At 58.0% G+C, this 23745-nt stretch carries 23 protein-coding genes and 1 pseudogene; 10 read left to right on the top strand and 14 right to left on the bottom strand.

Annotated features, from left to right (window positions below; genetic code table 11):
- Window position 1 precedes the first annotated feature (1 nt).
- Window positions 2-553, bottom strand: a complete 552-nt coding sequence (hslV, locus tag AC2FGB_RS16470) for an ATP-dependent protease subunit HslV (RefSeq protein ID WP_142637447.1) — start codon at window positions 551-553, stop codon at window positions 2-4.
- Window positions 554-751: 198 nt separating this feature from the next.
- Between hslV and AC2FGB_RS16465 the strand changes: the two genes are divergently transcribed.
- Window positions 752-946, top strand: a complete 195-nt coding sequence (locus AC2FGB_RS16465; protein WP_142637449.1) for a DUF1127 domain-containing protein — start codon at window positions 752-754, stop codon at window positions 944-946.
- 166 nt (window positions 947-1112) lie between these two features.
- Here AC2FGB_RS16465 and trxA read toward each other — a convergent pair whose 3' ends face one another.
- The 8 genes from trxA to regB form a co-directional block, all read right to left on the bottom strand.
- Complete coding sequence (gene trxA, locus AC2FGB_RS16460; RefSeq protein ID WP_496694372.1) at window positions 1113-1433, bottom strand: thioredoxin; 321 nt, start codon at window positions 1431-1433, stop codon at window positions 1113-1115.
- A gap of 60 nt (window positions 1434-1493) precedes the next feature.
- The gene (gene addA / locus AC2FGB_RS16455; RefSeq protein ID WP_496694373.1) at window positions 1494-4853 is read right to left on the bottom strand and encodes a double-strand break repair helicase AddA; all 3360 of its coding nucleotides are present in this window, start codon (window positions 4851-4853) and stop codon (window positions 1494-1496) included.
- Window positions 4850-7777 (bottom strand): double-strand break repair protein AddB, encoded by a 2928-nt coding sequence (gene addB / locus AC2FGB_RS16450; RefSeq protein WP_496694386.1) that lies wholly within the window; start codon window positions 7775-7777, stop codon window positions 4850-4852. Before addB ends, addA begins: the two co-directional genes overlap by 4 nt.
- Window positions 7770-8456, bottom strand: coding sequence for a nucleotidyltransferase family protein (locus tag AC2FGB_RS16445; RefSeq protein ID WP_496694374.1), 687 nt, complete (start codon window positions 8454-8456; stop codon window positions 7770-7772). Before AC2FGB_RS16445 ends, addB begins: the two co-directional genes overlap by 8 nt.
- Window positions 8453-9457, bottom strand: a complete 1005-nt coding sequence (locus AC2FGB_RS16440) for an aminoglycoside phosphotransferase family protein (RefSeq protein WP_496694375.1) — start codon at window positions 9455-9457, stop codon at window positions 8453-8455. Before AC2FGB_RS16440 ends, AC2FGB_RS16445 begins: the two co-directional genes overlap by 4 nt.
- Window positions 9454-9927, bottom strand: coding sequence for a tRNA (adenosine(37)-N6)-threonylcarbamoyltransferase complex ATPase subunit type 1 TsaE (gene tsaE / locus AC2FGB_RS16435; RefSeq protein ID WP_496694376.1), 474 nt, complete (start codon window positions 9925-9927; stop codon window positions 9454-9456). The genes AC2FGB_RS16440 and tsaE overlap by 4 nt, the downstream gene beginning before the upstream one ends.
- A gap of 41 nt (window positions 9928-9968) precedes the next feature.
- Window positions 9969-11474 (bottom strand): PAS-domain containing protein, encoded by a 1506-nt coding sequence (locus AC2FGB_RS16430; protein ID WP_496690189.1) that lies wholly within the window; start codon window positions 11472-11474, stop codon window positions 9969-9971.
- Between the two features lie 63 nt (window positions 11475-11537).
- A complete protein-coding gene (gene regB / locus AC2FGB_RS16425; RefSeq protein WP_496690188.1) occupies window positions 11538-12932 on the bottom strand; it encodes a sensor histidine kinase RegB in 1395 nt (464 codons plus the stop codon).
- Between the two features lie 92 nt (window positions 12933-13024).
- Between regB and AC2FGB_RS16420 the strand changes: the two genes are divergently transcribed.
- From AC2FGB_RS16420 to AC2FGB_RS16410, 3 genes are all read left to right on the top strand, one after another.
- Window positions 13025-13645 (top strand): SCO family protein, encoded by a 621-nt coding sequence (locus AC2FGB_RS16420; protein ID WP_496694377.1) that lies wholly within the window; start codon window positions 13025-13027, stop codon window positions 13643-13645.
- A gap of 86 nt (window positions 13646-13731) precedes the next feature.
- Window positions 13732-14286: an ActR/PrrA/RegA family redox response regulator transcription factor gene (locus tag AC2FGB_RS16415; RefSeq protein WP_142637470.1), complete on the top strand. Its 555-nt coding sequence runs from the start codon at window positions 13732-13734 to the stop codon at window positions 14284-14286.
- A gap of 358 nt (window positions 14287-14644) precedes the next feature.
- Window positions 14645-15721: a CapA family protein gene (locus tag AC2FGB_RS16410; protein WP_496694378.1), complete on the top strand. Its 1077-nt coding sequence runs from the start codon at window positions 14645-14647 to the stop codon at window positions 15719-15721.
- Window positions 15722-15727: 6 nt separating this feature from the next.
- Here AC2FGB_RS16410 and AC2FGB_RS16405 read toward each other — a convergent pair whose 3' ends face one another.
- On the bottom strand, window positions 15728-16327 hold the full coding sequence (locus AC2FGB_RS16405; RefSeq protein ID WP_496694379.1) for an HD domain-containing protein: 600 nt from the start codon (window positions 16325-16327) through the stop codon (window positions 15728-15730).
- Window positions 16328-16531: 204 nt separating this feature from the next.
- Between AC2FGB_RS16405 and AC2FGB_RS16400 the strand changes: the two genes are divergently transcribed.
- The 4 genes from AC2FGB_RS16400 (at window position 16532) to AC2FGB_RS16385 (ending at window position 19715) form a co-directional block, all read left to right on the top strand.
- Entirely contained in the window at window positions 16532-16849 is a 318-nt protein-coding gene (locus AC2FGB_RS16400) for a hypothetical protein (protein ID WP_142637476.1), read from the top strand.
- Window positions 16850-16950: 101 nt separating this feature from the next.
- The gene (ahcY, locus tag AC2FGB_RS16395; RefSeq protein ID WP_281995843.1) at window positions 16951-18339 is read left to right on the top strand and encodes an adenosylhomocysteinase; all 1389 of its coding nucleotides are present in this window, start codon (window positions 16951-16953) and stop codon (window positions 18337-18339) included.
- Between the two features lie 13 nt (window positions 18340-18352).
- On the top strand, window positions 18353-19102 hold the full coding sequence (locus AC2FGB_RS16390) for an extensin-like domain-containing protein (RefSeq protein ID WP_496694380.1): 750 nt from the start codon (window positions 18353-18355) through the stop codon (window positions 19100-19102).
- 271 nt (window positions 19103-19373) lie between these two features.
- The gene (locus tag AC2FGB_RS16385) at window positions 19374-19715 is read left to right on the top strand and encodes a DUF2853 family protein (RefSeq protein ID WP_496694381.1); all 342 of its coding nucleotides are present in this window, start codon (window positions 19374-19376) and stop codon (window positions 19713-19715) included.
- A 204-nt stretch (window positions 19716-19919) separates the two neighbouring features.
- Here the strand turns inward: AC2FGB_RS16385 and AC2FGB_RS16380 are convergent, their stop codons facing one another.
- The 4 genes from AC2FGB_RS16380 to tsaD are packed head-to-tail and all read right to left on the bottom strand — an operon-like array spanning window position 19920 to window position 22669.
- Window positions 19920-20342 carry an EVE domain-containing protein gene (locus tag AC2FGB_RS16380; protein ID WP_496694382.1) on the bottom strand — a complete coding sequence of 141 codons (423 nt, stop codon included), beginning with the start codon at window positions 20340-20342 and terminating at the stop codon, window positions 19920-19922.
- A complete protein-coding gene (locus tag AC2FGB_RS16375; protein WP_142637484.1) occupies window positions 20342-20611 on the bottom strand; it encodes a YciI family protein in 270 nt (89 codons plus the stop codon). The genes AC2FGB_RS16380 and AC2FGB_RS16375 overlap by 1 nt, the downstream gene beginning before the upstream one ends.
- 1 nt (window position 20612) lies before the next feature.
- A complete protein-coding gene (locus tag AC2FGB_RS16370) occupies window positions 20613-21575 on the bottom strand; it encodes an NAD(P)H-dependent glycerol-3-phosphate dehydrogenase (protein ID WP_142637486.1) in 963 nt (320 codons plus the stop codon).
- A complete protein-coding gene (tsaD, locus tag AC2FGB_RS16365) occupies window positions 21572-22669 on the bottom strand; it encodes a tRNA (adenosine(37)-N6)-threonylcarbamoyltransferase complex transferase subunit TsaD (protein ID WP_271950666.1) in 1098 nt (365 codons plus the stop codon). Before tsaD ends, AC2FGB_RS16370 begins: the two co-directional genes overlap by 4 nt.
- Window positions 22670-22766: 97 nt before the next feature.
- Between tsaD and AC2FGB_RS16360 the strand changes: the two genes are divergently transcribed.
- Together AC2FGB_RS16360 and AC2FGB_RS16355 are read left to right on the top strand one after the other, a co-directional pair.
- Complete coding sequence (locus tag AC2FGB_RS16360) at window positions 22767-23480, top strand: uroporphyrinogen-III synthase (protein ID WP_496694383.1); 714 nt, start codon at window positions 22767-22769, stop codon at window positions 23478-23480.
- A 54-nt stretch (window positions 23481-23534) separates the two neighbouring features.
- Window positions 23535-23745 (top strand): annotated as a pseudogene (locus AC2FGB_RS16355) (hypothetical protein); the annotation flags it as partial.

The raw sequence follows: 23745 nt of genomic DNA, 5'->3' as shown, positions 1-23745 counted from the left end.
CTTAGATCGTCTCAACCGTGAGATTGCCATTGGTATAGACGCAGATATCGGCGGCGATGGCCATGGCTTCGCGGGCGACTTGTTCCGCCGGTTTGTCGCCATCCATCATCGCGCGCGCCGCTGCCAGGGCAAAATTGCCACCCGATCCGATGGCAGCCACGTTGTGTTCCGGCTCCAGCACATCCCCTGCCCCGGTGATCACCAGCAGATCCTTGCCATCAGTGACGATCAGCATCGCCTCAAGCTTTTGCAGGTATTTGTCGGTGCGCCAGTCCTTGGCCAGCTCGACCGAGGCGCGGGCCAGTTGGCCGGGCGTGGCCTCAAGCTTGGTTTCCAGACGTTCCAGCAGGGTAAAGGCATCGGCGGTTGATCCGGCGAAGCCTGCGACAACCTCGAACCCGCCGGGTGACAGGCGGCGTACCTTGCGCGCGGTCCCTTTGATCACGGTCTGGCCCAAGCTGACTTGCCCGTCTCCGGCAATGACCACCTGCCCGCCTTTTTTGACGCCAATAATGGTTGTGCCGTGCCAACCGGGAAAGTCGCTGTCTGCCATGGGGGCCTCCGTTTTCGCCTGCTGTTCTATATGGGCCGGTCTCATCCGCAGCGCAACAGTTCACAACTTGCTTATAAGATATGCAAAAAACGCAAATCGGGGCTGTAAAACCAGCAATTGTGGGACTCAGTTGAAAATCCTACATGAGGCTCACAACCGACAACGGGTCGGCTGTTTCTGTTTATAAGGAATGCGCAAATGGCAACTACCGCAAATATCCATGCGCCGCTCGGAGCAGCTACCATCCTGCATGTAGTGGACGCGTTTTTTGGCGCTTTTGAAAAAGCCGCCGATTGGAATGAATCCCGCAAAACCCGCAATGCCCTGTCGGCTCTCAGTGATGAACAGCTGGACGATATCGGCCTGTGCCGCGCGGATATCACCACCCTCTGATCCACGAGAATTCGTGAATTCAAGATAAGCCGCCCGGGTCTGGGCGGCTTTTTCTTTTTCTGCGCAGCTTTTTCCAGTCAGACAATTCAGCCGGAAGCGCTTTGCCCCAGATACGAAAAAAGGCGCCCCGAATAAGGCGCCTTCAAACGTTGTTTCCCGAACCGGATCAGAGCGCTTCTTCGATCCAGCTTTGCAGCGCGGCTTTCGGTGCGGCGCCTGCGCGGTTCGAAACGACCCGACCATCCTTGAAGATGAACAGCGCCGGGATGCCACGTACGCCCATGGCGGCGGCAGAGTTCGGGTTGCTGTCTACATCGACTTTGGCGATCTTGACCTTGTCGCCATATTCAGCCGCCAACTCTTCCAGAGCGGGTCCGATCTGTTTACAGGGGCCACACCATTCGGCCCAGAAATCGACAACTACGGGGATGTCGGAATTCTTGACTTCGGCGTCAAAAGTATCGTCGGTAACAGCTACGGTCGACATATTCTGTCTCCTGAATGGGGAATGCTTGGTCACTGAAACTAGGTGTCGGGTATGCCAAGGTCAAGACGTCAGCGCACGGGTTAGCGCAGCTTTCACCAGATCGTGTGGCAGCCACATAAGCTGGGCTGTTCGGGTCCACAGAATTGCAGTTCTGACTTCGCGGTCCGGATAGATCTGCGACAATGAATCAGCATAGGCACCCATCTGCCGCAGCAGTCCTTCGGGGCAGGTTTCTGCATTGTCTGGAACTGTCATATTAGATTTAAAATCAATTATTTGGACGTCCGTTTCAGTGACGATCAGCCGATCAATGACACCATGGATACGCCGCCCGCCCAGATCGGCCGTTACCGGGACTTCGGCCAAGGTATCGGGGGCGAACACGGTCTTCAGGTGATCCGCCGTCAACACATTTTGCGCCTCGGCCAGCAATCCTTGCCGCTCGGCCTCACGCATATCGGGAAGAACCCGTGCGCAAAGCTGCGGCCAGTTCTCAGGAAGGACCCGCGGCAAATGCTCCAGCAGCAGGTGCAGGCGGGTGCCGCGCAGCTTGGCGGCCTCTTCATCCTGGCCCATGTCCCCGGGCAAGGCCTTGGCCCCGCCCAGATCAGACGGGCTGAGGGTTTCCGGCGCCGCATCAATGGCGGGGGCGGAATTCAGGAAGGTCGGCGGCAATTCGCTGTGGGAATGAACGGCGCCTGTGTGTTCGATAAATTCCGGATCATGCCAATCTCCGTGCGACAAGCGCAGGATCTCACTGTTGGGCAGAGCTGTTGCCCCTGCCCGCGCCATAGCCGCCTGCACCAGTTGATACCAACTGGTTCCGTCCTTGCCGACATCCCCTGCCGCACCAACGATTAGCCACTTCTCTGCACGGGTCAGCGCCACGTATAACAGGCGCAACCGTTCATTCTCTTCCCGTTCGCGCGCTTCGGCTCGCGCCTGCGCGATCAGCGCCGGGGACGCGTCTGCCGGTACTTTCCATAGTGGCTTAGCATCCGTCACCATGATCTCGGCATCGCGCGGGGCTTGCCGTCTGCCGGTATCCGGCAGGATCACGATGGGGGCTTCCAACCCTTTCGATCCGTGCACGGTCATCACGCGGATCATGTTGCCGACACCGCTCATCTGCCGTTTGATCTCCAGATCGTCCGTCTGCATCCAGACTAAAAAACCTGTCAGGCTTGGAATGTCGGTGCGTTCATAGGCCAGCGCCTGTGACAACAGCGCGTTGATGCCGTCTTCGGCCTCGGGGCCCAGCCGACCCAGCAGCAGGCGCCTCCCGTGATGACGGGTCAGAATCCGCTCGATCAGGTCAAATGGGCGCAGAAAGTCGATTTGGCTGCGTAGGTCATTCAGAATGGCTAGCGTCTCGGGAAACTCCTCGGCCCGATTTCGCAGCGCTGCCCAAAGGAATTGCTCTTGTCGCCGATGTGCCAGATCAAAAAGCCGCTGTTCGGACCAGCCAAACAGAGGCGATTTCAGTACCGTGGCCAGCGACAAGCTGTCCTCGGGCGTGGCCAAAAAGCTCAGCAGAGCCGCCAGGTCCTTGACCGCAAGCTCGGCTCCGACCTTCAACCGGTCAGCCCCTGCAATCGGCAGTTCGGCAGCCTTGCAGGCGCGGATGATCTCAGCAAACAGGTCCGAGCGGCGCTGGACGAGGATCAGAAAATCCCCCGGCTGCACCTTTCGCCGGACGAAACTGCCCGGTGCCTCGCCATCTTCGGGGATGGTTTCCCCCAGTTCGATCATATCCCTGATCGACTGTGCAACCTGCTCGGCCAGAACAACGGTATGGTGGCGCGCTCCAGGGCGGTCAACCGGGTCGGTCCATTCGGTATCTTCCTCGTCTTTGACTTTTTCGACCACCGGCCACAGGTCGACGCGCCCTGGCAGATCGGACTTGAAGGCGCGGTGCTGGCTTTCTTTGTGAAACCCGGCCTCGGCACGGTTTTCGAACAGAATATCCACCAGCGACAGAATGGCGCTGGAGGAGCGGAACGAGTACTCCAGCGTAGAATCCCACAGTTTAGAGCCTGATTCTTCCAGTTTCCGCCCAAATTCGGCCTGCATCCGATCAAAGGCTTGAGGGTCGGCCCCCTGGAAGGAATAGATCGATTGTTTCTTGTCACCCACCACGAAAATAGTGCGCTCAATCCCGGACCGGGCCCCCTCCCCGCTGGTGAATTCCTGCGCCAACTTTTCGACGACATCCCATTGGTCCGGGCTGGTATCCTGGGCCTCATCCACAAGAATGTGGTCAATCCCGCCGTCCAGTCGGTACAATACCCAAGACGCTACCGCCGGGTCGTTCAGTACGTTTCGGGCGCGCAGGATAAGGTCGTCAAAGTCCAGCCAGCCGCGCAGTTGCTTGCGCCGTTCATATTCCGGCAGAAAGGCCATTGCGAACCGGTGAAGTGCCAGCGTTTTGCGGGCTGCAACCAGTGCAAGCCGCTGTTCACGCGCGGCTTCGATGCGCAGCATCAACGCCTCTAGCTGTGGCATCTGACCCGCCAGAACACCTTCGCGCAGGGGTTTGGTCGGGAAAGCGTTAATCTTGGCGATAAATGGGTCCTTGGCCGCCTTTCCGGTCAGAAATACATCTTCAAGCACCGGCAGCGCACCGATTTCGGCGCGGGTGAAGGCCGCAAGCCTGGTGGCTGCCTTGGCGTTGTTCCCGCCGCTTTCGGTCAGTGCGGGCAGGACGCTGCGAATAAGATCGACCTCACCCCCCAAAAACACCTGACCCAGCAAGAGCTGTTCGTCAAAGCCGGCGGGCAGATTGAATTGCTGCAAAACCTGCGACCAATCGGCCGTCTGCGCAAACAGGTTGCGCTTTTGCGTGATGGCGGCGGTCAGTTTGTCGAACCCTGTGTCAGTCACAAAACGGGCGACATCGCCGATCAGATTGGCCATCGGCCCTTGGGCAAAATCCTCAACGATTTCTTCGCGCAACAAGGCGGCGGCCCGATCTTCCATCTCGGTGAATTGCGGGCTGACCCCGGCCTCAAGTGGGAAACGGCGCAGCAGCGAGGCGCAGAAAGAGTGGATGGTCTGAATCTTCAGTCCGCCGGGCGTTTCGATCGCGCGGGCAAACAATGTGCGGGCCTGTGCCAGACGGTCCGGGTCAATCGCACCCTGAACACCCAAATCGGTCAGCTGGGCCAAAAGTGGAGCATCCCCCAGCATGGCCCACTCACCGAGGCGTTTGAACAACCGGTTTTGCATCTCGCTGGCGGCGGCCTTGGTGTAGGTCAGGCACAGGATGTGTTGCGGCTGCACCCCGTCCAGCAATAGCCGTGCCACCCGGTCGGTCAGAACCCGCGTTTTGCCAGATCCTGCATTGGCCGCCAGCCAAGTCGAGGCATCGGGTCGTGCGGCCTGCACCTGTCGTTCGGTTGCGTCGTTGCGGGCGCTCATTTCAGGTCCTCGGGGGCGCTGTTGCTGGTTCGGTCCCACTCTCCGAAACGTGCCAGATGATCATAGTCCCCGATATCGGTATCCTTGTGCAGCATGCGGCGCGAGGTGAAGCCTTGATCAGGCTCTAAATAAGAGGAAAGCAGCTGTTTCAGCTCAGCCAGGACCTTGTCGACCGGCTCTTTGGTCAGAGGCGCGGGCACCTCTTTATAGGTGCCGCCCATGCCGATAAAAATTGCTTCGGCCACAGGCAGCGGGTCAAACCCTTCGATCCCGCCCTGCTCGGCTATTGCGGCTTCGATCAGCAACTGTTTGTCAAACTTGGCCTGCTGACTTTCGGTCGGAGGCGCACCGGTTTTATAATCGACCAGCCGCAGCGCTCCGCGGCTGTTCAGGTCAATCCGGTCGGCGCGCCCGACTATGGTGAAATCCAGCGGACTGAGCGCCAGCTTCATCGCGGCCTCAAAAGCCACAGGCCCACCATCGCTGCGCCTGGTGGTCTCGGCCCGCAGGAAATCATCCGCAATCCGTTCCAGCCGCGCGAGCCATAATTTGCGCGCTGTGGGCCATGGGACATGCTGGACCAGCAGGCTTTCGGCGCGTTTCAAAAAGCTTTCGCGCGTCAGCAAGGCCGTGTCCAGCACGCTGTCCTTGACGAATTGCTCCAAAATCTCGTGGATCACGATCCCGCGCAGCAGCGCATCCGGGGCCTGAACCAAAGGGTCCAGTGGTTTCAACCGCAGCACATGTTTGGCGTAGATCGCATAAGGATCACGGATCAGGCGCTTGATCTCTGTGACGCTCAGGCGGCGCGGGCGCGACCCGACCGGAGGGCGCGGAGATGGGCGCGGTGCCGCCTTGATTTCTGGAGCGTATTCAAGTTGTTCGGACCACCCCAGATATTGCCGCCCTCGGCCGCGCATTTCTGCAAGGGCGGTTTGGCCACCCTGTTCTGCGAGGCCACTCAACAGGTTGGTTAACCGATTCAACCAGCGGGAAGGAACGGTTTCGGCATCGTCGGACCGGGTCGACCGGGTCAGCCAGACCTCGGGCGCGCCGATAGCCTGCTGGAAGTCATGTGCCGACAGGCCAATGCGCCGCTCTGGCAGCAACAGCCCGGCCTTATCGCGCATCTGCCGGTTCAACCAGGGATCGGGCGCGGGCGCCTCGGGCCAACTGCCCTCGTTCAAACCGCCAAGGATTAGCAAATCGGCGCCCTGCACCCGGGCCTCGAGCGTGCCCCAGATCATGATCCGGGGGTGTGGCGCGTCGCGGTCGCGGACCTCTTCTCCGGCCAGCAAAGCACCCAGCAGATCGGCAAAGTCATGGGCAGTCATGGTGCCGCCATGCTGAGCCTCATTTCGCAGCTCGGTCACAACCGCCAGCGCCTTTTGACCGGCGTTCTTGTCCCATAGGGTGCCGGAATCGCCGGTGTTGCCCGCGGAAATGGCCTGAGCCAACCCGCAGAGGCGATCAACCCAATCCGCCAGTGGCAACTCATCAGCAATTTGCTGGTCGCAGAAATGCTGCACCAACCAATGGACCCAGCCTTCGGGCACCTCTTTGCGGATGGCAAATGCCGTCAGGCTGGCGGCATCCGGGAATGGCGGCCCGTGGCGGCGCAGGTCCAGTTCCAGATCGCGGGTGTGCAACAGATGAGAGCCACGCTCGCCCCCGTCATGGCAGAGCGGATGTTTCAGCAGGGTCAACAGCGCTTCGCCGTCCAATCGACGCGCGAACAGGGCCGCGACATGGCGCAGGAACCGTCCGGGCGGGGACAGTTGCAGCGGCAGGCCAGCACTGTCATCGGGCAGGATGTCCCACCGGTCCAGCGCAGCGCTGACCTGACGGGTCAGCATGCGGTCGGGGGTGATCAGAGCGGCGGTCTGGCCGGTTTCAGCCGCCTCTCGCAAGCGGAGCGCTATGGCCAGGGCCTCGGCCCGAGGGGACTGCGCCTCGACCAGGGTCAGGTCTTTTGTTGCGCCATGCAGATCGGTCAGTTGTGGACCTTCGGACATCCACGCATCCGTGATCGGGGCAGGGCGTAACGCAAGCGATATCAGCCTGTTACGGGCGGGTGAGGGTGGATTGTCCTGGGTCCAGGCTGTGATTTGATCCGGGCTCTGCCCAAGCTGGTTCATCAGTTTCCGGAACCGGTATTGCGGGTGATCCTCAGAGGTTAACGCCGCATCCAGCTGAGCCCAGACCTGATCGGGCTGGTCAAAGTCAAAACCCGGCAGGATCAATGCGCCCTGCGGCAGGCAGGCAACGGCTTGCATCAGCATCAGTGTCGTTCCCCGTGACCCCGTCGAGCCGGCAAGAATGACCGGGTGCTGAGGTGGATCCACTCGCCAATGTTTGACTAGGTTCTCGACCACGCGGCGCTGCCGGGCCTGCGTGTCCAGGATGTCGTCTTCTGTGTCGATGAACTGATCCGCAATCCCGATAAACGCCTGCGCGCGGGCCCAATGCCCGGACATGTCGGTGACATCCAGCCGCCGGATCGCTTCGGGTGAAACGCCTTCGCCCTGCATCTCATCTATCAATGCGGCCAGACTGTCTGACAGGTCAAACAAAGACGAGCGCGCCGCCAGATCCGGTTGTTGATCCAGCAGCTTCGAGACCAGCTGCGTCAATTCCAGCCGCCGTCGCAGGGGCGGTATTGCGGGTGGTATCTGCGCCAGATTCACGCTTTCACCCAGATCAGTCACCAGTGAAAGGCGCGGCAACAAACAGGCAGGGCCCTGGTCGAATAGCTCACGCACCCTGCGAGCCATACGCCGCGTGTTAACAACCAGCTCCACTCGGGCCAAAGCCTCGGGCGGAAGAGCGGCACAGCGATTTCTCAACCCCCGGACCAGCGTCTTTGGAAAATCCACACCCGGAGGTACGGCAAAGACGCGGGGCAGGGGTGAGGGGTCAAACATCCGCCAACAGACCTTCAGCAAGGGCGATCCCTTCCGGATGGCCAACATCGCACCAGCGGCCGGGATAGGTTAGGGCAAACAGCCGGTCTTTCTTTTGCATCCGATCCCAAAGCAGGTTCAGCGAAAACACCTTGTCTGGAATTTCGACCAGCCCTTCCGTCTTCATGATCTGCGCGCCTCCGTAGATCAATCCGGGGCCGCGGGTAATCCGGCCCGTTTCATCAGCAGTAAAGTCTCCGGCGCCGGCATGACCAATCGCCTGCGCGGTCGGGATGCACATTAGCAATGCGTCCATCAAATCAGGATTCCAGGCGGCCCGCAGCATTGTCAGCGGGTTCGGGCCGGACCATATGGCATCTGAATTCAACGTGAACACTGAATCAGACCCTAATAAGGGCAAAGCTGCCCGTAATCCGCCCCCAGTATCCAGAATGTCGGGCTGTTCGTGTGAAACAAATACGCCTTTCGGTGCCAAATGCGCCTCAAGCTGATCCGGCAGATAGTGCAGGTTGGCCACTTTGCGAACCGACCCAAGCGCGTCAACCAGATCCAGCGTATGGTCGATCAGCGGGCGCCCGGCTACCTCGATCAGCGGCTTGGGGCGGTTCAGGGTCAGGGTGCCCATGCGGGTGCCGAACCCGGCTGCGAACAGCATGACGGCATTGGGGGGCTGGGTCATCTCTGTATGAGTCTGTTCAGGTTTTCGGGTGTCGGCGCGGGCAGAGCCACGCGCAGCAGGTCGGCAACATTCACCAGCGCCGGGTGATCCAGATCCCGCATCAGATGGCCCCACGCAGCGGGGATCAAATCGACATAATGGGGTTTGCCATACTCGGTCGCAAGCCGTGTAAACACACCAAGAATCCGCAGATTTCGCTGGGCCCCCAGCACAGCATAGGCACTGCGGAAATCATGATCGTTGACACCCGTAGCCGAGATATAGTGGCTGACCATCCGCATTTCCGTACCCGGCGTCACTTTGCGGCGCACATCCTGAAGCAAAGACACAAGATCATAGGCAGGATGGCCCAGCATGGCGGTCTGAAAATCCAGCAATCCAACGCGCTCAACCCCTTGGCGGTCAGGGAGCCAGATCAGGTTTTCCGCGTGGTAATCCCTTTGGACAACAACTTTGGTGCCGGATGTTTCTTGATGCAGGATATCAGCAAATCGGTGTTCGAACCGATCCTGTGCATCCCGGTCATATTCGCCAAGAACCCCTTGGGCGTATTTGGTGAAGGATAGGGCCGCCAGTTCGGTCATCAGTGCCGGGCCGTAAGATTGCAGCGACAGGGTAGGGGCCTCGTGCAACTTGATCAGGACATCTGTTGCCGCCTCGTATAATTCCCGCTCCATATCGGGATGTTTGACCAGAACCCGCGCGAATAGGTCATCGCCAAGGTCTTCCAGAAGAAGAAACCCATATTGCGTGTCTTCGGCGTAGATCTGTGGGGCGCTTAGCCCGATAGATTGTAAATGCCGGGCCATCCGTACGAAGGCTTCGACCGGTTCCGCCTGCCCCGGGGGCGAATCCATCAGAACAGCGGACTTGCCCGTGACCGGGTCGGTCAGGCGCTCGTACCGGCGGTTCGAGGCATCCCCCGCCAAAGGCTCTCGGCGGGCCTTGGACCACGGCGTGTGTGAAATCAGAGCTTCGGCAAGGACGGCGCGGTTTGTCATTCGCTGACCTCCAGTTTTTGAGCCCATTTTTCGTCGGTCCATGTGAGGGTGATGTGGCGCATATCCAGCATGTCCGGGTCTGTTTCAAATGTCATCGTCAGGGCAGAACCGGGTGTCAGCGGGCCCAGTTTCTCGGGCCACTCAATCAGGCAGATCGCTTGCTCCATCGCTTCGGCCAGCCCAAGCTCTTCGACTTCCTCCACCGCGCTCAGCCGGTATAGATCGCAGTGCCAGATCTCACCTTTACGGGTGTCATAGACCTGAACCAGCGTGAATGTGGGCGAGGGCACATCCTCGGGCCGGGTCATCAGCGATTGGATCAGACTGCGCGCGAAATGGGTCTTACCGGTTCCGATCTCACCCTGCAGCAGCAGGATGTCGCCCGGATGCAGAATCGCGCCCAGCAGACTGGCAAAATTTGTCGTATCTTCGGGCGAATTCAGGGTGATCCTGAGGGGTGGTAACGTCATGGCGCCACAATGGCCCCACGCAGGATTGGCTGCAACCCGGTTCAGGCGCTGATTTGCTGTATCTCGCGCTGCGGAATTGCTTCGTTGGTGGCAAAGCGAATGATGGTGGCCCCGTTTTGCAATGGGCAGATGGTGCAGTTCAGATCGGTTCCGTTACGCATTTGGATTCTGGCTGACCACTCAGCCCGGCTGTCCCGCATTTCCACGAAATCCCGGATTTCACCCAAAATTGGAGTGGCCGTGCAATGTTTTTGCCAGTTGCGGGTCACGTCCAGAACCGTGTCGGGTTCAAATCCGGCACCATCGGCTTCACCCCATAATTTCTGATAGGCATAATTGGTGAAGGCCAAGGTACCGTCATCACCGAAAACGGCAACCGCGTCGGCCAGCTTATCCAGGATGGATTGCATCAAATCCATTTCCGCCCGAAAGCGGCGGGTCAACGTGATCTCGGCCGTGATATCTTCGAACAGAAAGGCCACCGCACCATCCGGGTGCGGGCGGCCGCTGACGGAATAGACCGAGCCGGATGGCAGCGACCATGTTTCCTGGTAATTTCCGTCTTCTGCTGCCTCCAGCAGATCGTTCATCTGATTACGCCAGCTGCGATAGTTCTTGGGTTCCGGCATCATGTGCTGATCGCGCAGGCGGTCAAAGAAACTGGACAGGTTGGGGCGGCAGCTCAGGAAATCCGGGGGCAGGGTGGTCAGGTCAATCAAGGCGGGGTTGAACAGGGCAAGCTGGCGATTTCTGTCAAAAATGGCCAAGCCGATGGACAGCTGTGCAAAGGTTTTGGTCATCGTCTGTACGAATTTTCGCTGCGCTGTCTCGGCGGCGACGATGGCGTTGATGTCCACAGCGTAGCATAGGCTGCCTTCCGGGTGGTCCACCATCGTCAGGTCAAACCAAAGCTTGTTTGCACTGTCTTCGGACGAAATGAATACACGGGTCTTGGCGCTGATACGCGCGCCATTTTCGGGCCCGGGAAAAAGAGGTGCAGTCAGGTCGGTATCGCCACCGCGCACTTTGCGGACAAGCGAGACATAGGCGGCGTTGCACCAGCGGATCTTGTTTTGATAATCCAGATGCCAGACCGGGTAGGGCGCCAGTTCCATCGCCAGGCGGATCGGATCGCTATTCTCGCGCAATACGGTTCTGGGGTAATCAGAGCTTTCCCGCAGCTGTACGCGTACGACCCCGTCGATCCATTCGCACAAAACGTCCCGCTCGACCGAACAATCAATGGCGGGGATGATAAGATTCCCTTCGTGCCTGACGCGTTCAGGGGTTTCAGGAAAGCCCGGAAAATCTCGCTGCAGCAGCCGACGCAGATCTGACCAGTCGCGCACAGCCTCAAACCCTTCCAGAGCGATGTCTGTGTGGCTGATCAGGCGGTCACCGTCGAACAGAAACACGACATTGAACAACGAGGCCGGCTCGGACAGGCCGAAATTGTCACTTGTCTGCTGACGACGGGGCAAAAGCCATTGAACCGCCAGACTGGCAGACACCACACTGATGACGGCCAATATGATCCAGTCGACCATGTGCTCTCCCGCGGTGAATTCACGGGCATAGCTATGGGTGGAAATGGTTAACGGGGTCTTAACTCAGACTTGGATATGCTGATTTACACCTGAAGGAACGGGGGTGTCGCCGGTCTGTGCATCCACAAGTTTTCGCGGCCAAGATACCCGGACGATGGCCCCTATACGTTCGGGATTGTCCGACAAGGTCTGATATGGATCAGAGCCATTGGCGAAATCCAAATGCGCACCGCTGCGTTCCAGCAGGGTTTTTGCGATGAACAGGCCCAGGCCCATACCTTCATATTCCGGCCGGGCCCGCTTTTCCGATTCTGCCCGCCGTCGGCGCATGAACGGATCCCCGATCCGGCCAATCATTTGCGAAGGATACCCGCGGCCGTCATCCATGATGTTGATCGTAATCCTTTCGGCTGTCCATTCCGCTTCGACCCAGACGTTGCTGCGCGCGAAATCCACAGCATTCTGGATGAGGTTGCGCATTCCGTGGATGATCTCAGGTTTACGCAGGATCGAAGGCTGTTGAACATCGCCATCCCCGACCGGACCTTCGGCAAAGTGTACCTGCTTGCCGCGGTTGATATGTGGCTCGGCGGCCTCATGGATGACAGTGGACAGGGGGGCCTGTCTCAGGTGGAGGTCGTCTTTGCCAGCCCGCCCCATGTCGCGCAGAATGTCGCGGCAACGATTGGCCTGTTCGCGGATCAAGGCGGCGTCTTCTTTCAGGTCAGGGCGGTCGTCCAGCTCTTCGATCAGTTCGGCACTGGTCAGTTTGATTGTTGCCAGAGGTGTTCCAAGTTCGTGCGCGGCGGCGGCGACAACTCCACCAAGATCGGTCAGTTTCTGTTCACGTGCGAGGGCCATATGCGTGGCCGACAGCGCTTGAGACATCGACTGCACCTCAGAGCTTACGCGGTGGGAATAGGCCCCCAGGAAAACGATCGCGATAACGATGGCAGCCCAGTTTCCGAACAGAAGGATACCGGGGATCTCAAGATCCACACCGCCATCCGTGTGCAGGGGAAGGTGAAATTCGGCTAGCAGCGTGGTCAGAATGATGGCCACCGTACCGATGATCAGCGTAGACCGGGTGCTCATGACATTGGCCGAGATCGTCACAGGACCCACCAACAGCAAGGCGAACGGATTATTGAGACCTCCGGTAAGATACAGCAGGATGGTCAGCTGCAACAAATCGAACAACACCATCAGAAAGTTTTCGAACTCGGACAGGCGTTTGTTGCGTGGAAAGACAAGAATCGCCGTCAAGTTGCCCATGACCGAAATACCGATGGCCAGATAGCACAGCGTCACATCCAACTGCACATCATAGGTCTGTTGCGCCACGGTGATTGCGGTGATCTGGCCAAAGATGGCCACCCAGCGCAGCAGGATCAGCGTCCGCAGGCGAATCCAGCTGCGTTCCTGACCAGGCCAAAAAGTGATGTTGGAATCTGCCATTGGTCCATTATGTCCTGTTGCATCGGCTGTTCATCTTGATAGGTGTCCCGGCCGGAACGATCAACAACTCCTCTATCGTCAGGTAAGATGCCATGGTCCGTCTATACGCTATCCTTGCAACAGTTGTTTTGGCCGTAGGTCTGGGGGCCATGTGGCTGCTGACGCGCGGCGCAGGCTCGGACGACAAATTCGCGCAGTGCCGGTCCAGCCAGATCGCAGGGGGTACGGCCACGATTGGCGGGCCCTTCGAACTGATCAACGGCAAGGGCGAGACTGTGACCGACAAACAGGTGATAACCGAACCTACGCTGGTCTACTTCGGCTATACCTTCTGTCCGGATGTTTGCCCCTTTGACATGTCCCGCAATGCCGAAGCGGTGGATATTCTGGCCGAGCGCGGGCAATCGGTGACGCCTCTGTTCATCTCGATCGACCCGGATCGCGACACACCCGAAGTTATGGCCGATTACGTCTTTAACCTTGGTGGTAAGACCATCGCCCTGACCGGCACGCCCGAGCAGGTCAAGGCCGCCAGCAAGGCCTATAAGACCTATTATAAGGCCCATGACAAAAGTGATGAGTACTATCTGGTTGATCACTCGACCTTTACTTATCTGGTCACACCCCAGGACGGGTTTATCGAATTTTTCGATCGCAATGACACAGCCGAGCAGATGGCTGACAAGGTGGGCTGCTTTCTGGACAAGATCTAGAACGCAACGGTCTGTTTGACCTTTGCAATGGCGCTGCTATTACTCATGTTTAAGCCAACGGCGTGAATTAGCGGAAAGAATAGAATATGGCGGACAGCTCTGACCTCGACATCGGCCCGGATAAATCGCTGTTATTGGTGGATGATGACGAACCGTTTCTGAGACGTCTGGCCAAGGCCATGGAAAAACGCGGGTTCGAGGTTGAAACCGCGGGCTCTGTCGCCGCTGGCCGCGCCATTTCCACAGCCCGCCCGCCTGCATATGCGGTTGTTGACCTGCGGTTGGAGGATGGCAACGGCCTGGATGTGGTCGAAGTGCTGCGCGAAAAGCGCCCCGACAGCCGGGTTGTGGTTCTGACCGGGTACGGCGCTATTGCCACCGCTGTGGCCGCAGTCAAGATTGGTGCCACCGACTATTTGTCGAAGCCCGCTGACGCCACCGACATCACCAACGCATTGCTGGCCAAGGGCGACGAACTGCCCCCGCCGCCGGAAAACCCAATGAGCGCGGATCGCGTGCGCTGGGAGCATATCCAGCGGGTCTATGAGCTGTGTGATCGCAACGTCAGTGAAACCGCGCGACGCCTGAACATGCACCGCCGGACATTGCAACGGATCTTGGCGAAGCGTAGCCCGCGATGAGGTCGTGGGTTTAGCTTGCGCATAACAGACCAGAACTCATCAAGCCGGAAAACCGAATTGAGTCTCGACAGGCGGCCACCAAACATATGCTTTGTCGCGGCTGATGGCCCGCAACCCATGAAGACTTTAATTTAGTGTCTGTTAACCAATTTGTGTTGTCGTTAAGTTCAATATTTATATTGTTCCGAACAAATAGTTGAGATGTATCGAAGTGTCGCCGCTCCCTAATACGCCATACGAAAGCCTCCGTATTTCCAACCCTGCCCTTAAAGTCATTGTCTCTGTTGTCACCTGGGCAGCAGAGAGATTTGGGTTTTGGGCGCGACCACGAAAGGGCGCTGCGGGTGAGCTCTCCGAAATGAACATTTTGGACAACCTGTACTGGGTCTATAAAAGTAAGAACCCCATTCAGCAGCCTGAAGCGGAGCTGGATCAGTCCGGGTTTATGACTAAAACGGCCGTACGACTTTCAACCGCTGGCATCAGTGACACATCAAATTCGGTCACTCTGAGCTTTGCCGGGGACATTCTAAGAACCCACAGGGCCAGTGTCGCAAAAGATCAAGTATATGCTGAGATTGAAGATCTATTGTTTCAGGACGATATTTTGGTCGCCAACTACGAGTCACCTGTAACGACACAGCCCTTGATTGACGAAGTGATCGGGGACGCTGGCCCGCCGATCGAATGTGCGTCGGAAGAACAGTTCGATGCTTTGACCAGCCATAACGAGAGGTTCATTGATGTTTTGAACCTTGCAAACAACCATATTCTTGACATGGGTGTTGAGGGGCTTGAAACGACTCTGAACGTCTTAAGTGACAGAAATATCATGCAAATCGGCGTGAATGAGAGTTTGGCAGAAGCCACAGCCGTCAAAACGATCGAACGAAAAGGGATAAAGTTCGGATTTGCGTCCTGCGCTTTTGGTACCAACGGCCACGCGCTTCCTGAAGGTCAAAAGCAGAGCATCAATATCGCCAAGCTGACTTCAAAACATCAAGCGCCGGACACCACCCTTCTAAAGACACAGATTTCGAACGCAAAAGCGGCTGGCTGTGATCTGGTTATTGCGATTATTCATTGGGGTCATGAGTTCGAGCTGTTCCCGCGCCGAGCGCAGCAAGAGGCCGCACAGGACTTGGCCGAATTCGGAGCTGATCTTATCGTCTGCCACCACCCCCATGTCCCTCAGCCCATTCAGCTGTATCGCACACAGACCGGAGATCGGACGGTGCCAATCGCCTATTCCCTAGGAAGTCTGCTGTGGGGTTTCGCCGATAGAGACATTGCCAGCAGTACGATTATGCAGATTGAAGTACAAAAGACTGAGGGCAAGGCCGAAATAACAAATCTGAAGGCGACGCCAGTGCGTTGGCATGCCCATGAGATTGACGGTAACGTCTTTCAGAAGGTGGCGCGATCAGAAGGCTGATAGTGGTCAGGGCCCAATCTCGGCCATCAATGCCGAATGTCTATGCGTATAGGCACATCTTACTTCAACGGGTGGCCGCAATTTGATCTGCAGCCCTTCCATAATAGCCCTGTCCGGGCGGCCGAAGAATTTTGTCGCCTCGGTCTCGGAAAAGCCCGCGATCTGGGTGGCTTCCATCCAGGCGCTGATCTTGTCAGCCTTTTTGATTTGCCGTTTTACCGTTTTAGGCACCGCAGCGGGTAGGCCGAACCGGATGTGGATTGCCGCAGTCAGCCGGTCATCCAGTGCGCCATAGTCGGGACCGACAGCGGATTTGACCGGAGAGATCATATCTCCGATCACGTATTCCGGCGCATCGTGCAACAGGGCCGCCAGCCGCCATTTGACCGGTGCCTTGGGGGCAATACGACCAAAAAGCTCTTCGACCAGCAGCGAATGCTCGGCCACCGAATAGGCGAAATCGCCATGTGTCTGCCCGTTCCAGCGGGCCACAAAGGCCAGCCCATGCGCGATATCCTCAATCTCGATATCCACCGGTGTTGGGTCCAGCAGGTCCAGCCTGCGCCCGGACAGCATTCTTTGCCATGCGCGGGGTTGTGTTGCCATTCTGCCATGCCTTGTGAAGTGGGACACATTAAATTCGCATTTTTGTGGTAAGCTGTACCTGTCAAGATCACCAGCTGCCAACTTTTTCTTGAGCAATCGTGCTTTGAACAAGCGCGCGGTGATACCGACATTTGTACCGAGGGGGGCGCATGCTCCTCCCGGTGTGCCCCTCTCGGACGTAACTCGTATCGAAAGGAGCTTGCTATGTTCAAGCGTTTGTTAGGAATTGCTCTGGCCTTTGGTATGGCCGCCACTGCACCGCCTGCCTTTGCCCAGCAAAGCTGTGCGTTGCGTGATCAACTGATTTCAACGCTACAGGACAATTATTCCGAGGAACTGGCCTTTGGTGGATTGCAAAAATCCCGTGGCTCGCAATCGGTGATGGAGGTCTGGACCTCTCAGGAAACGGGTAGCTATACCGTTTTGGTGACACGTCCGAACGGCATCAGTTGCATTGTCGCCGTTGGGACCGACTTTTTCCAAGCGATCCCCAAAATCAAGGTAGAGGGCATACCAAGTTGATTTTGGCGGCTTAAAACCCCGTTTCCGGCCATCTGCGTTGCCACGTCCCAAAAGGGATGCTAGGGCAACCCGGATTGAATTATACCGGAATGGAGCACCTGATGGCCGGGGACTATATCGTCAAAGACATTTCGCTGGCCGGGTTTGGCCGCAAAGAACTGGATATTGCAGAGACCGAGATGCCGGGCCTGATGGCCCTGCGCGCGGAATACGGTAACGCAAAGCCCCTGAAGGGCGCGCGTATTGTTGGGTCGCTGCACATGACCATCCAGACAGCCGTTCTGATCGAAACACTTGTGGCGCTGGGCGCGGATGTGCGTTGGGCGTCGTGCAACATCTTCTCAACCCAGGACCACGCGGCGGCGGCGATTGCCCAAGCCGGTATCCCGGTGTTCGCCATCAAGGGCCAGACTCTGGAAGAGCATTGGGATTATCTGGACAAATCCTTCCTGTTCACCGACGGCCCCAACATGATCCTGGACGATGGCGGCGATGCGACGCTGTATATCCTGCTGGGAGCTCGCGCCGAAGCGGGCGAAGACATTATCCCCGTACCGGGCTCGGAAGAGGAAGAGGTGATCAAAAAGCAGATCGCCAAGCGGATGGCCGCGTCCCCGGGTTGGTTCACCAAGATGCGCGACCAGATCCAGGGCGTGTCCGAAGAAACCACGACCGGTGTGAACCGCCTGTATCAGCTGGTGAAAGACGGCCAACTGCCGTTCCCAGCGATCAACGTCAACGACAGTGTCACCAAGTCGAAGTTCGACAACAAATATGGCTGTAAGGAATCGCTGGTCGACGGTATCCGCCGCGCCACCGACACTATGATGGCTGGTAAAGTTGCCGTGGTCTGTGGCTATGGTGACGTGGGCAAAGGCTCGGCCGCGTCGCTGCGCGGTGCCGGTGCCCGTGTGAAAGTGACCGAAGTTGATCCGATCTGCGCCCTGCAGGCCGCGATGGACGGGTTCGAGGTTACGCTGCTGGAAGACGAAGTTGACAGCGCGGATATCTTCATCACCACGACCGGCAACAAGGACGTGATCCGCATCGAGCATATGCGCGCGATGAAGGACATGGCCATCGTCGGCAACATTGGTCACTTTGACAACGAAATTCAGGTGGCTAGCCTGAAGAACCACAAGTGGACCAACATCAAGGAACAGGTGGACATGATCGAGATGCCCTCGGGCAATCGTCTGATCCTGCTGTCCGAAGGCCGCCTGCTGAACCTGGGCAACGCCACCGGTCATCCGTCTTTTGTGATGTCGGCTTCGTTCACCAATCAGGTGTTGGCCCAGATTGAGCTGTTCACCAAAGGCGATCAGTACGAAAACAAGGTCTACATCCTGCCTAAACATCTGGACGAGAAGGTTGCACGCCTGCATCTGGACCGTATCGGCGTGAAGCTGACGCAGATGGACAGCGAACAGGCATCGTATATCGGTGTGAATCCGGAAGGCCCCTATAAGCCTGAACATTACCGCTATTGATTGCGGGTCAGGCATGACCAAACCTTCTGGACGCCGTCGGGTATTGCATCTGGCGGCGTCTTTCGTTTTCTCAGCACTCGCCTTGGTGGTTTTGATGGGCGGGGGTGGCTACTGGCTTTTGTCCCACCCGCAATCACCGGTTCCGGACCACTGGAACCCCTTGCGAGATCTGACCATTACGGCTCGGGTCACGCCGGTCACACCTGTGCAAATGCGACGAGCTTTGGCCGATGAAACGCAGTGCAGGGCCGCGTTGGTCGGGGCGGGGGTAAGCTTTTCCCTGGTCGAGGATCTGATTGTCGACCAGAAATGCGGAATAGCCGGGCGCGGGGTTCTCTCGGGCTTAACCACGGCCAGCGTCAATGGCGTCGAGACCCGTTGTGCCACGGCTCTGCGATTGGCCATGTGGGAACACCATGTGGTCCAACCCGCCGCGCGCGAGATGTTGGGCAGCAGGGTGCGCAGCTTGCGCCACCTGGGCAGCTATAGCTGCCGGCGAATGCGCACCGCGCAGGGAAAGGACAGCGGTTGGAGCAGTCATGCCACCGCTGATGCCATCGATATTGTCGGGGTCGAGTTGGCAGATGGGCGAAGCCTGAGCCTGCTGTCGGACTGGACAACACCCGGACCCGAAGCAGATTTTCTACACCGGATTGGCCGGGGTGCATGCGAATGGTTTCGGGTGGTACTTGGGCCAAACTACAACCGGCTGCATGCGGACCACTTCCATCTTCAGGGACCGGGTTGGGGATATTGCAGATAACCACCGGTCGGTTAGTAGGTGCCATGTCGGCACGCTGCACTGGTTTCAACATTTTCCCGCTGCGCCCTGAATCCAAACCACCTGACCCTTACAGAAGGCCAGAATCAGGCATTGTGGTACGCGGAGTCTATCTGTGCTGCCTTAATTTCGCTTACGGGGAATGACCTGAAATTTTCCCTTTGTGTAAACAGAACAACTGACTAACCTTCCGACACCTGTTCATAGGCGCATTGAAAATCGCAGCCAAAGCTGCTCAACGGGAGAAATATTCATGGGAAAACGCGACGAACTGATCGCCAAATACGCAGATGATCTGAAAAACAAATGCGGGATGGACCCCGACATGGACCTCTTGACCAAGGTCACAATCGGATGTGGTCCGGCGATTTATGACGCCGACGCGTCGACCGTGGCAGCAACTCAGTCAGGTGAAATTGAGACCGTCAAGAATAACTTCCTGATCAAGAAGCTGGGGCTTTCCGACGGCCCCGAGCTGATGGAAGCGATCAACAAAGCGCTGGAAACCTATGGCATGTCCGAGCGCAACAAGTATCGTGCTGTCGTTTACTATATGCTGACCAAGCATTTCGGCAAAGAGTCGGTCTATAGCTAAATCCGGGTTTCGACCAATCAGCGCCCGCCCGATCTGTGGCGGGCGTTTCCAATTTTAGGTACTTGTTGTTTGTGCCAAACCGGCCAAATGGGCTAGTGTCAGTTTGTGACCAGGACGGTCAGAACCGAAATTCTATACGCGTGTGGTGAGTCGGGAGCACGCGGGGTAGGGAAGGTTCTGCATCTGTCAGGACCTTCCCTTTAATCAATCCGATTTCGTCTGCCCCAGATCGCAGATCACCTGCCACTCGGCATCTCTGACCGGTTGTACGGACAGGCGGGAATTCTTGACCAGAACCATCTCATCCAGACGTTCATCCACTTTGATCTGATCCAGCGTGACCGGGATGGTGAACGGGCGCACGGCTTTGATATCCACACATTCCCAACGCTCATCCTCGGTGGTGCTGTCTGGATGGGCTTCGGCGCAAACCTCAACAATGCCGACAATCGCCTTGTCTTTTTGCGAATGATAGAAAAAACCACGGTCGCTCACGGCCATCTGCCGCATGAAATTGCGTGCCTGATAGTTGCGCACCCCATCCCATTCTTCGCCCTCTGCGCCCTTGGCGACTTGCTGGTCCCAACTCCAGGTCGAGGGTTCGGATTTGAACAGCCAATAAGCCATCAGCCGACCACCTTTTTCCAGACGATCAGATCAACTGACTGGAACAGTCCTGCATTGGCATAGGGATCATTGTCGGCCCAGTTTTGCGCCGCCGTCATATCCTCGACCTCGAGGATGATCAGTGATCCGATCATCGCATCGCCTTCCAGAAGGGGTCCGGCCTGGGCAACAACACCGGTTTCTTCGATATAGGCCAGATGGGCGGAACGGTTATCCAGCCGGGTTTGCAGCGCGTCGGGTTTATCCTTGGCGATAAGGGCGATCAGCATGTTATTCCTCCTTCAGGGGTCGGTTCAGCAGCCAGCGCATGGCTTCACCAACGCTGCATTTTCCGGTGCTTATTTCTGAAACGATTGTGCTTATGGGCATGTCCAGGTCTTCGGCCTTGGCAATTTTGGCCAAAGCCTTGGCCGTGGCAACACCTTCGACGGTTGTGTTTGTGTCAAAAGCATCCTGGCGCCCAAGCGACAGGCCAAATCGATAGTTCCGGGACAGTTCGGAACAGCAGGTCAGTACCAGATCACCCATACCCGACAGGCCCATCAATGTTTCAGGGCGGGCCCCGCGCATCAGCGCAAAGCGCTGCATCTCGGCAAAGCCCCGCGTCATAAGGGCGGCACGGGCGCTTTCGCCCATGCCTTCGCCAATGCAGGCCCCGCACCCGATGGCCATGACGTTTTTCAAGGCCCCACCAAGTTCGGCGCCGATAGTATCCGCGGTGCGATAGAGGCGCAGATTTGTGGTGCTCAATTCATGCTGCAGGTCACGGCCAATCGCATCATCCGCACAAGCGAGGGTCAATGCGGTGGGAAGGCCGCGCGCGATGTCGTTCGCAAAGCTTGGCCCGGTCAACAGCGCAGCGCGCGCCTCTGGGACGGTTTCACGGATAACGGAAACCGGCCCAAGGCCCGAGGTCAGCTCTATCCCTTTGCAGCAGGCGACCAGCGTTTTATCTCTGAGGGTAGCGGAATGCGCACACAACGCGCTCCGCAATTTCTGCATCGGCACGGACAGGAGGATGATTTCGCTTTCTGCCGCCAGATCAGCGTCCGAAGTAACCGTAATCGCCTTGGGCAAAGGTGCATTCGGCAGGCGCGCGCTGTTTACGCGATGGTTCTGCATCATCTGGGCCTGTTCCGGATCCCGAGCCCATAGCGTGACGGGGCCTTTCCCGGCCAGCGAAATCGCCAGAGCTGTTCCAAACGCTCCGGACCCCAGAACCGACACGCTCATGCTTTGGCTCCTTTTTTGCCGCTGCCCAACATGGCCGGGCTGGTTTCATCCAGAGGCCAACGCGGACGCGCGGTCAGGGTCAGATCATCGCGGGCACCAGTGCGGAAACGTTCAATTCCGGCATAGGCGATCATGGCGGCATTGTCGGTGCACAGGGCTAACGGAGGGGCGGTAAATCGGGCACCTTTTTCGACGCAGATAGACTCTAACACGGTACGAATGGCCGTATTTGCCGCAACGCCGCCCGCAACAGACACAACCGCCTCCGCAGGGCCTTCCAATAGGTAAAGGTCGATTGCGCGGCGGGTTTTCTCGGCCAAAGTGTCCACGATGGCCTGTTGGAACCCGGCGCAAAGATCGGCGCGGTCCTGTCGCGTCAGGCCACCTTTTTCAGCCACGATCTGGTCGCGCATTCGCATCAGCGCGGTCTTGAGCCCGGAAAAGGACAAATCGCAGCCCGGACGGTCCAGCAGTGGCCGCGGAAACCGGAACCGCTTGGGATCGCCCGTGCGGGCTTCGACCTCGACCGAGGGGCCACCGGGTTGCGGTAGGCCCAGCAGGCGGGCTGTCTTGTCAAAGGCCTCTCCCGGGGCATCGTCGATGGTGCCGCCGAGACGGGTGAACTGCTCGGGCCCATGGGCAATCAGATATTGGCAGTGCCCGCCCGAGACCAGCAGCATCAGGTAGGGAAACGCGATCCCGTCCGTCAGGCGTGGCGTCAGCGCGTGACCGGCCAGATGGTTGACTCCGATCAATGGCAGGCCCGTGGCGGCACTGATCCCTTTGGCGCACATGACGCCCGACATAACCCCCCCAATCAGGCCGGGACCGGCGGTTACGGCAATAGCGTCCATGTCGGCAAGGCCCAGACCCGCGGCCTCTAACGCCTGAATCACACAGATATCCAGCTTTTCCGCATGCGCGCGGGCGGCAATTTCAGGGACCACGCCACCAAATGCGCTGTGCAATTCGGTCTGGCCATAGACAACCGAGGACAGCACCTCGGCGGCTGTATCATCGGATTGGCGCACGACTGCGGCGGCCGTGTCATCACAGCTGCTTTCCAACCCGAGGACAGTAAGTGTTTGCACCATTGGCCTGATCCGTTACACCTTGGTTGCCAAGCGGGGTATCACCCTGCGCGGATGCAAACAATCCCAAGGCCGAAGGCGCCAACTGTTGTATTTGTTGATGACCCGCCCGCGCGCTGCGTCTGAAAGGTTCGTCGCGCAGTTGCCAACCCGCATCAGAAGCCGGGTAGAGGTTATCCATTCGCCGATTCTGGAAATCAAACCTTTGGCGGTGCAAGTGCATGCGGATGAAGCAAAGGGGCTGATCTTTACTTCGGCCAACGCCGTTAATGCGGCGACGTCTTTAGATGTATCTCGAAAGATGCCGGCCTTTTGTGTGGGTCCTGTTACCACCGGAACGGCCAAAGGCGCTGGCTGGGATGCCCGGATGGTGGGTGCTACCGCCGAAGAGCTGATTGCAAACCTGCTAAAGCACCGGCCCCAAAGCCCGCTGCTTCATCTTCGGGGGGAGCACAGCCGGGGTAACATTGCTGAACGGTTGACCGAATCCGGTCTGGCTGTGCGTGAACAGCCTGTCTATAAACAGCACCTGTTACCGCTCACAGATCGGGCAGGCGCCGTTGCTGAGGGCAATGAACCGGTGATTGTCCCCATATTTTCACCCAGAACAGCGCGACAATTTGCCGACATCTGGGTGGGTTCGGCACCACTTTGGCTGGCTGCAATCAGCGAGGCCACGGCTGAACCCCTTTATTCCTTGGATTATGTCCGCCTGAAGATTGCCAAAGAGCCGACACCGAAGAAAATGCGGAAAGCCGTTAAAAAGCTTGTGAAACATGCGATGCGGGTTGAGGGCGGCGAGGCCACAGATTAACTTAGTCTGGTTAGTTGTTCAGGTTGTTTTGGATTCGAAAAGGGGAACATTGCGGTGGCTGGTAAGAAGAAAACCGATCAAAAGCCGGAAGATGACCCCAAGGCTGACGCAGTCGAGGACATTGTCCAGACCCCGGATGAGGCACCTGTTGACGATGCTGACCCCGTAGACGAAACGCCTTTCGAAGCCGAAGCCGAAGCCGAAGCCGAAGCCGAAGCCGAAGCCGAAGCCGAAGCCGAAGCCGAAGCCGAAGCCGAAGCCGAAG

It is taken from the genome of Ruegeria sp. CDSC021 (assembly GCF_059610845.1).
The sequence above is the reverse complement of the archived record's forward strand: the minus strand, read 5'-3'. Positions and strand labels throughout refer to the sequence as shown.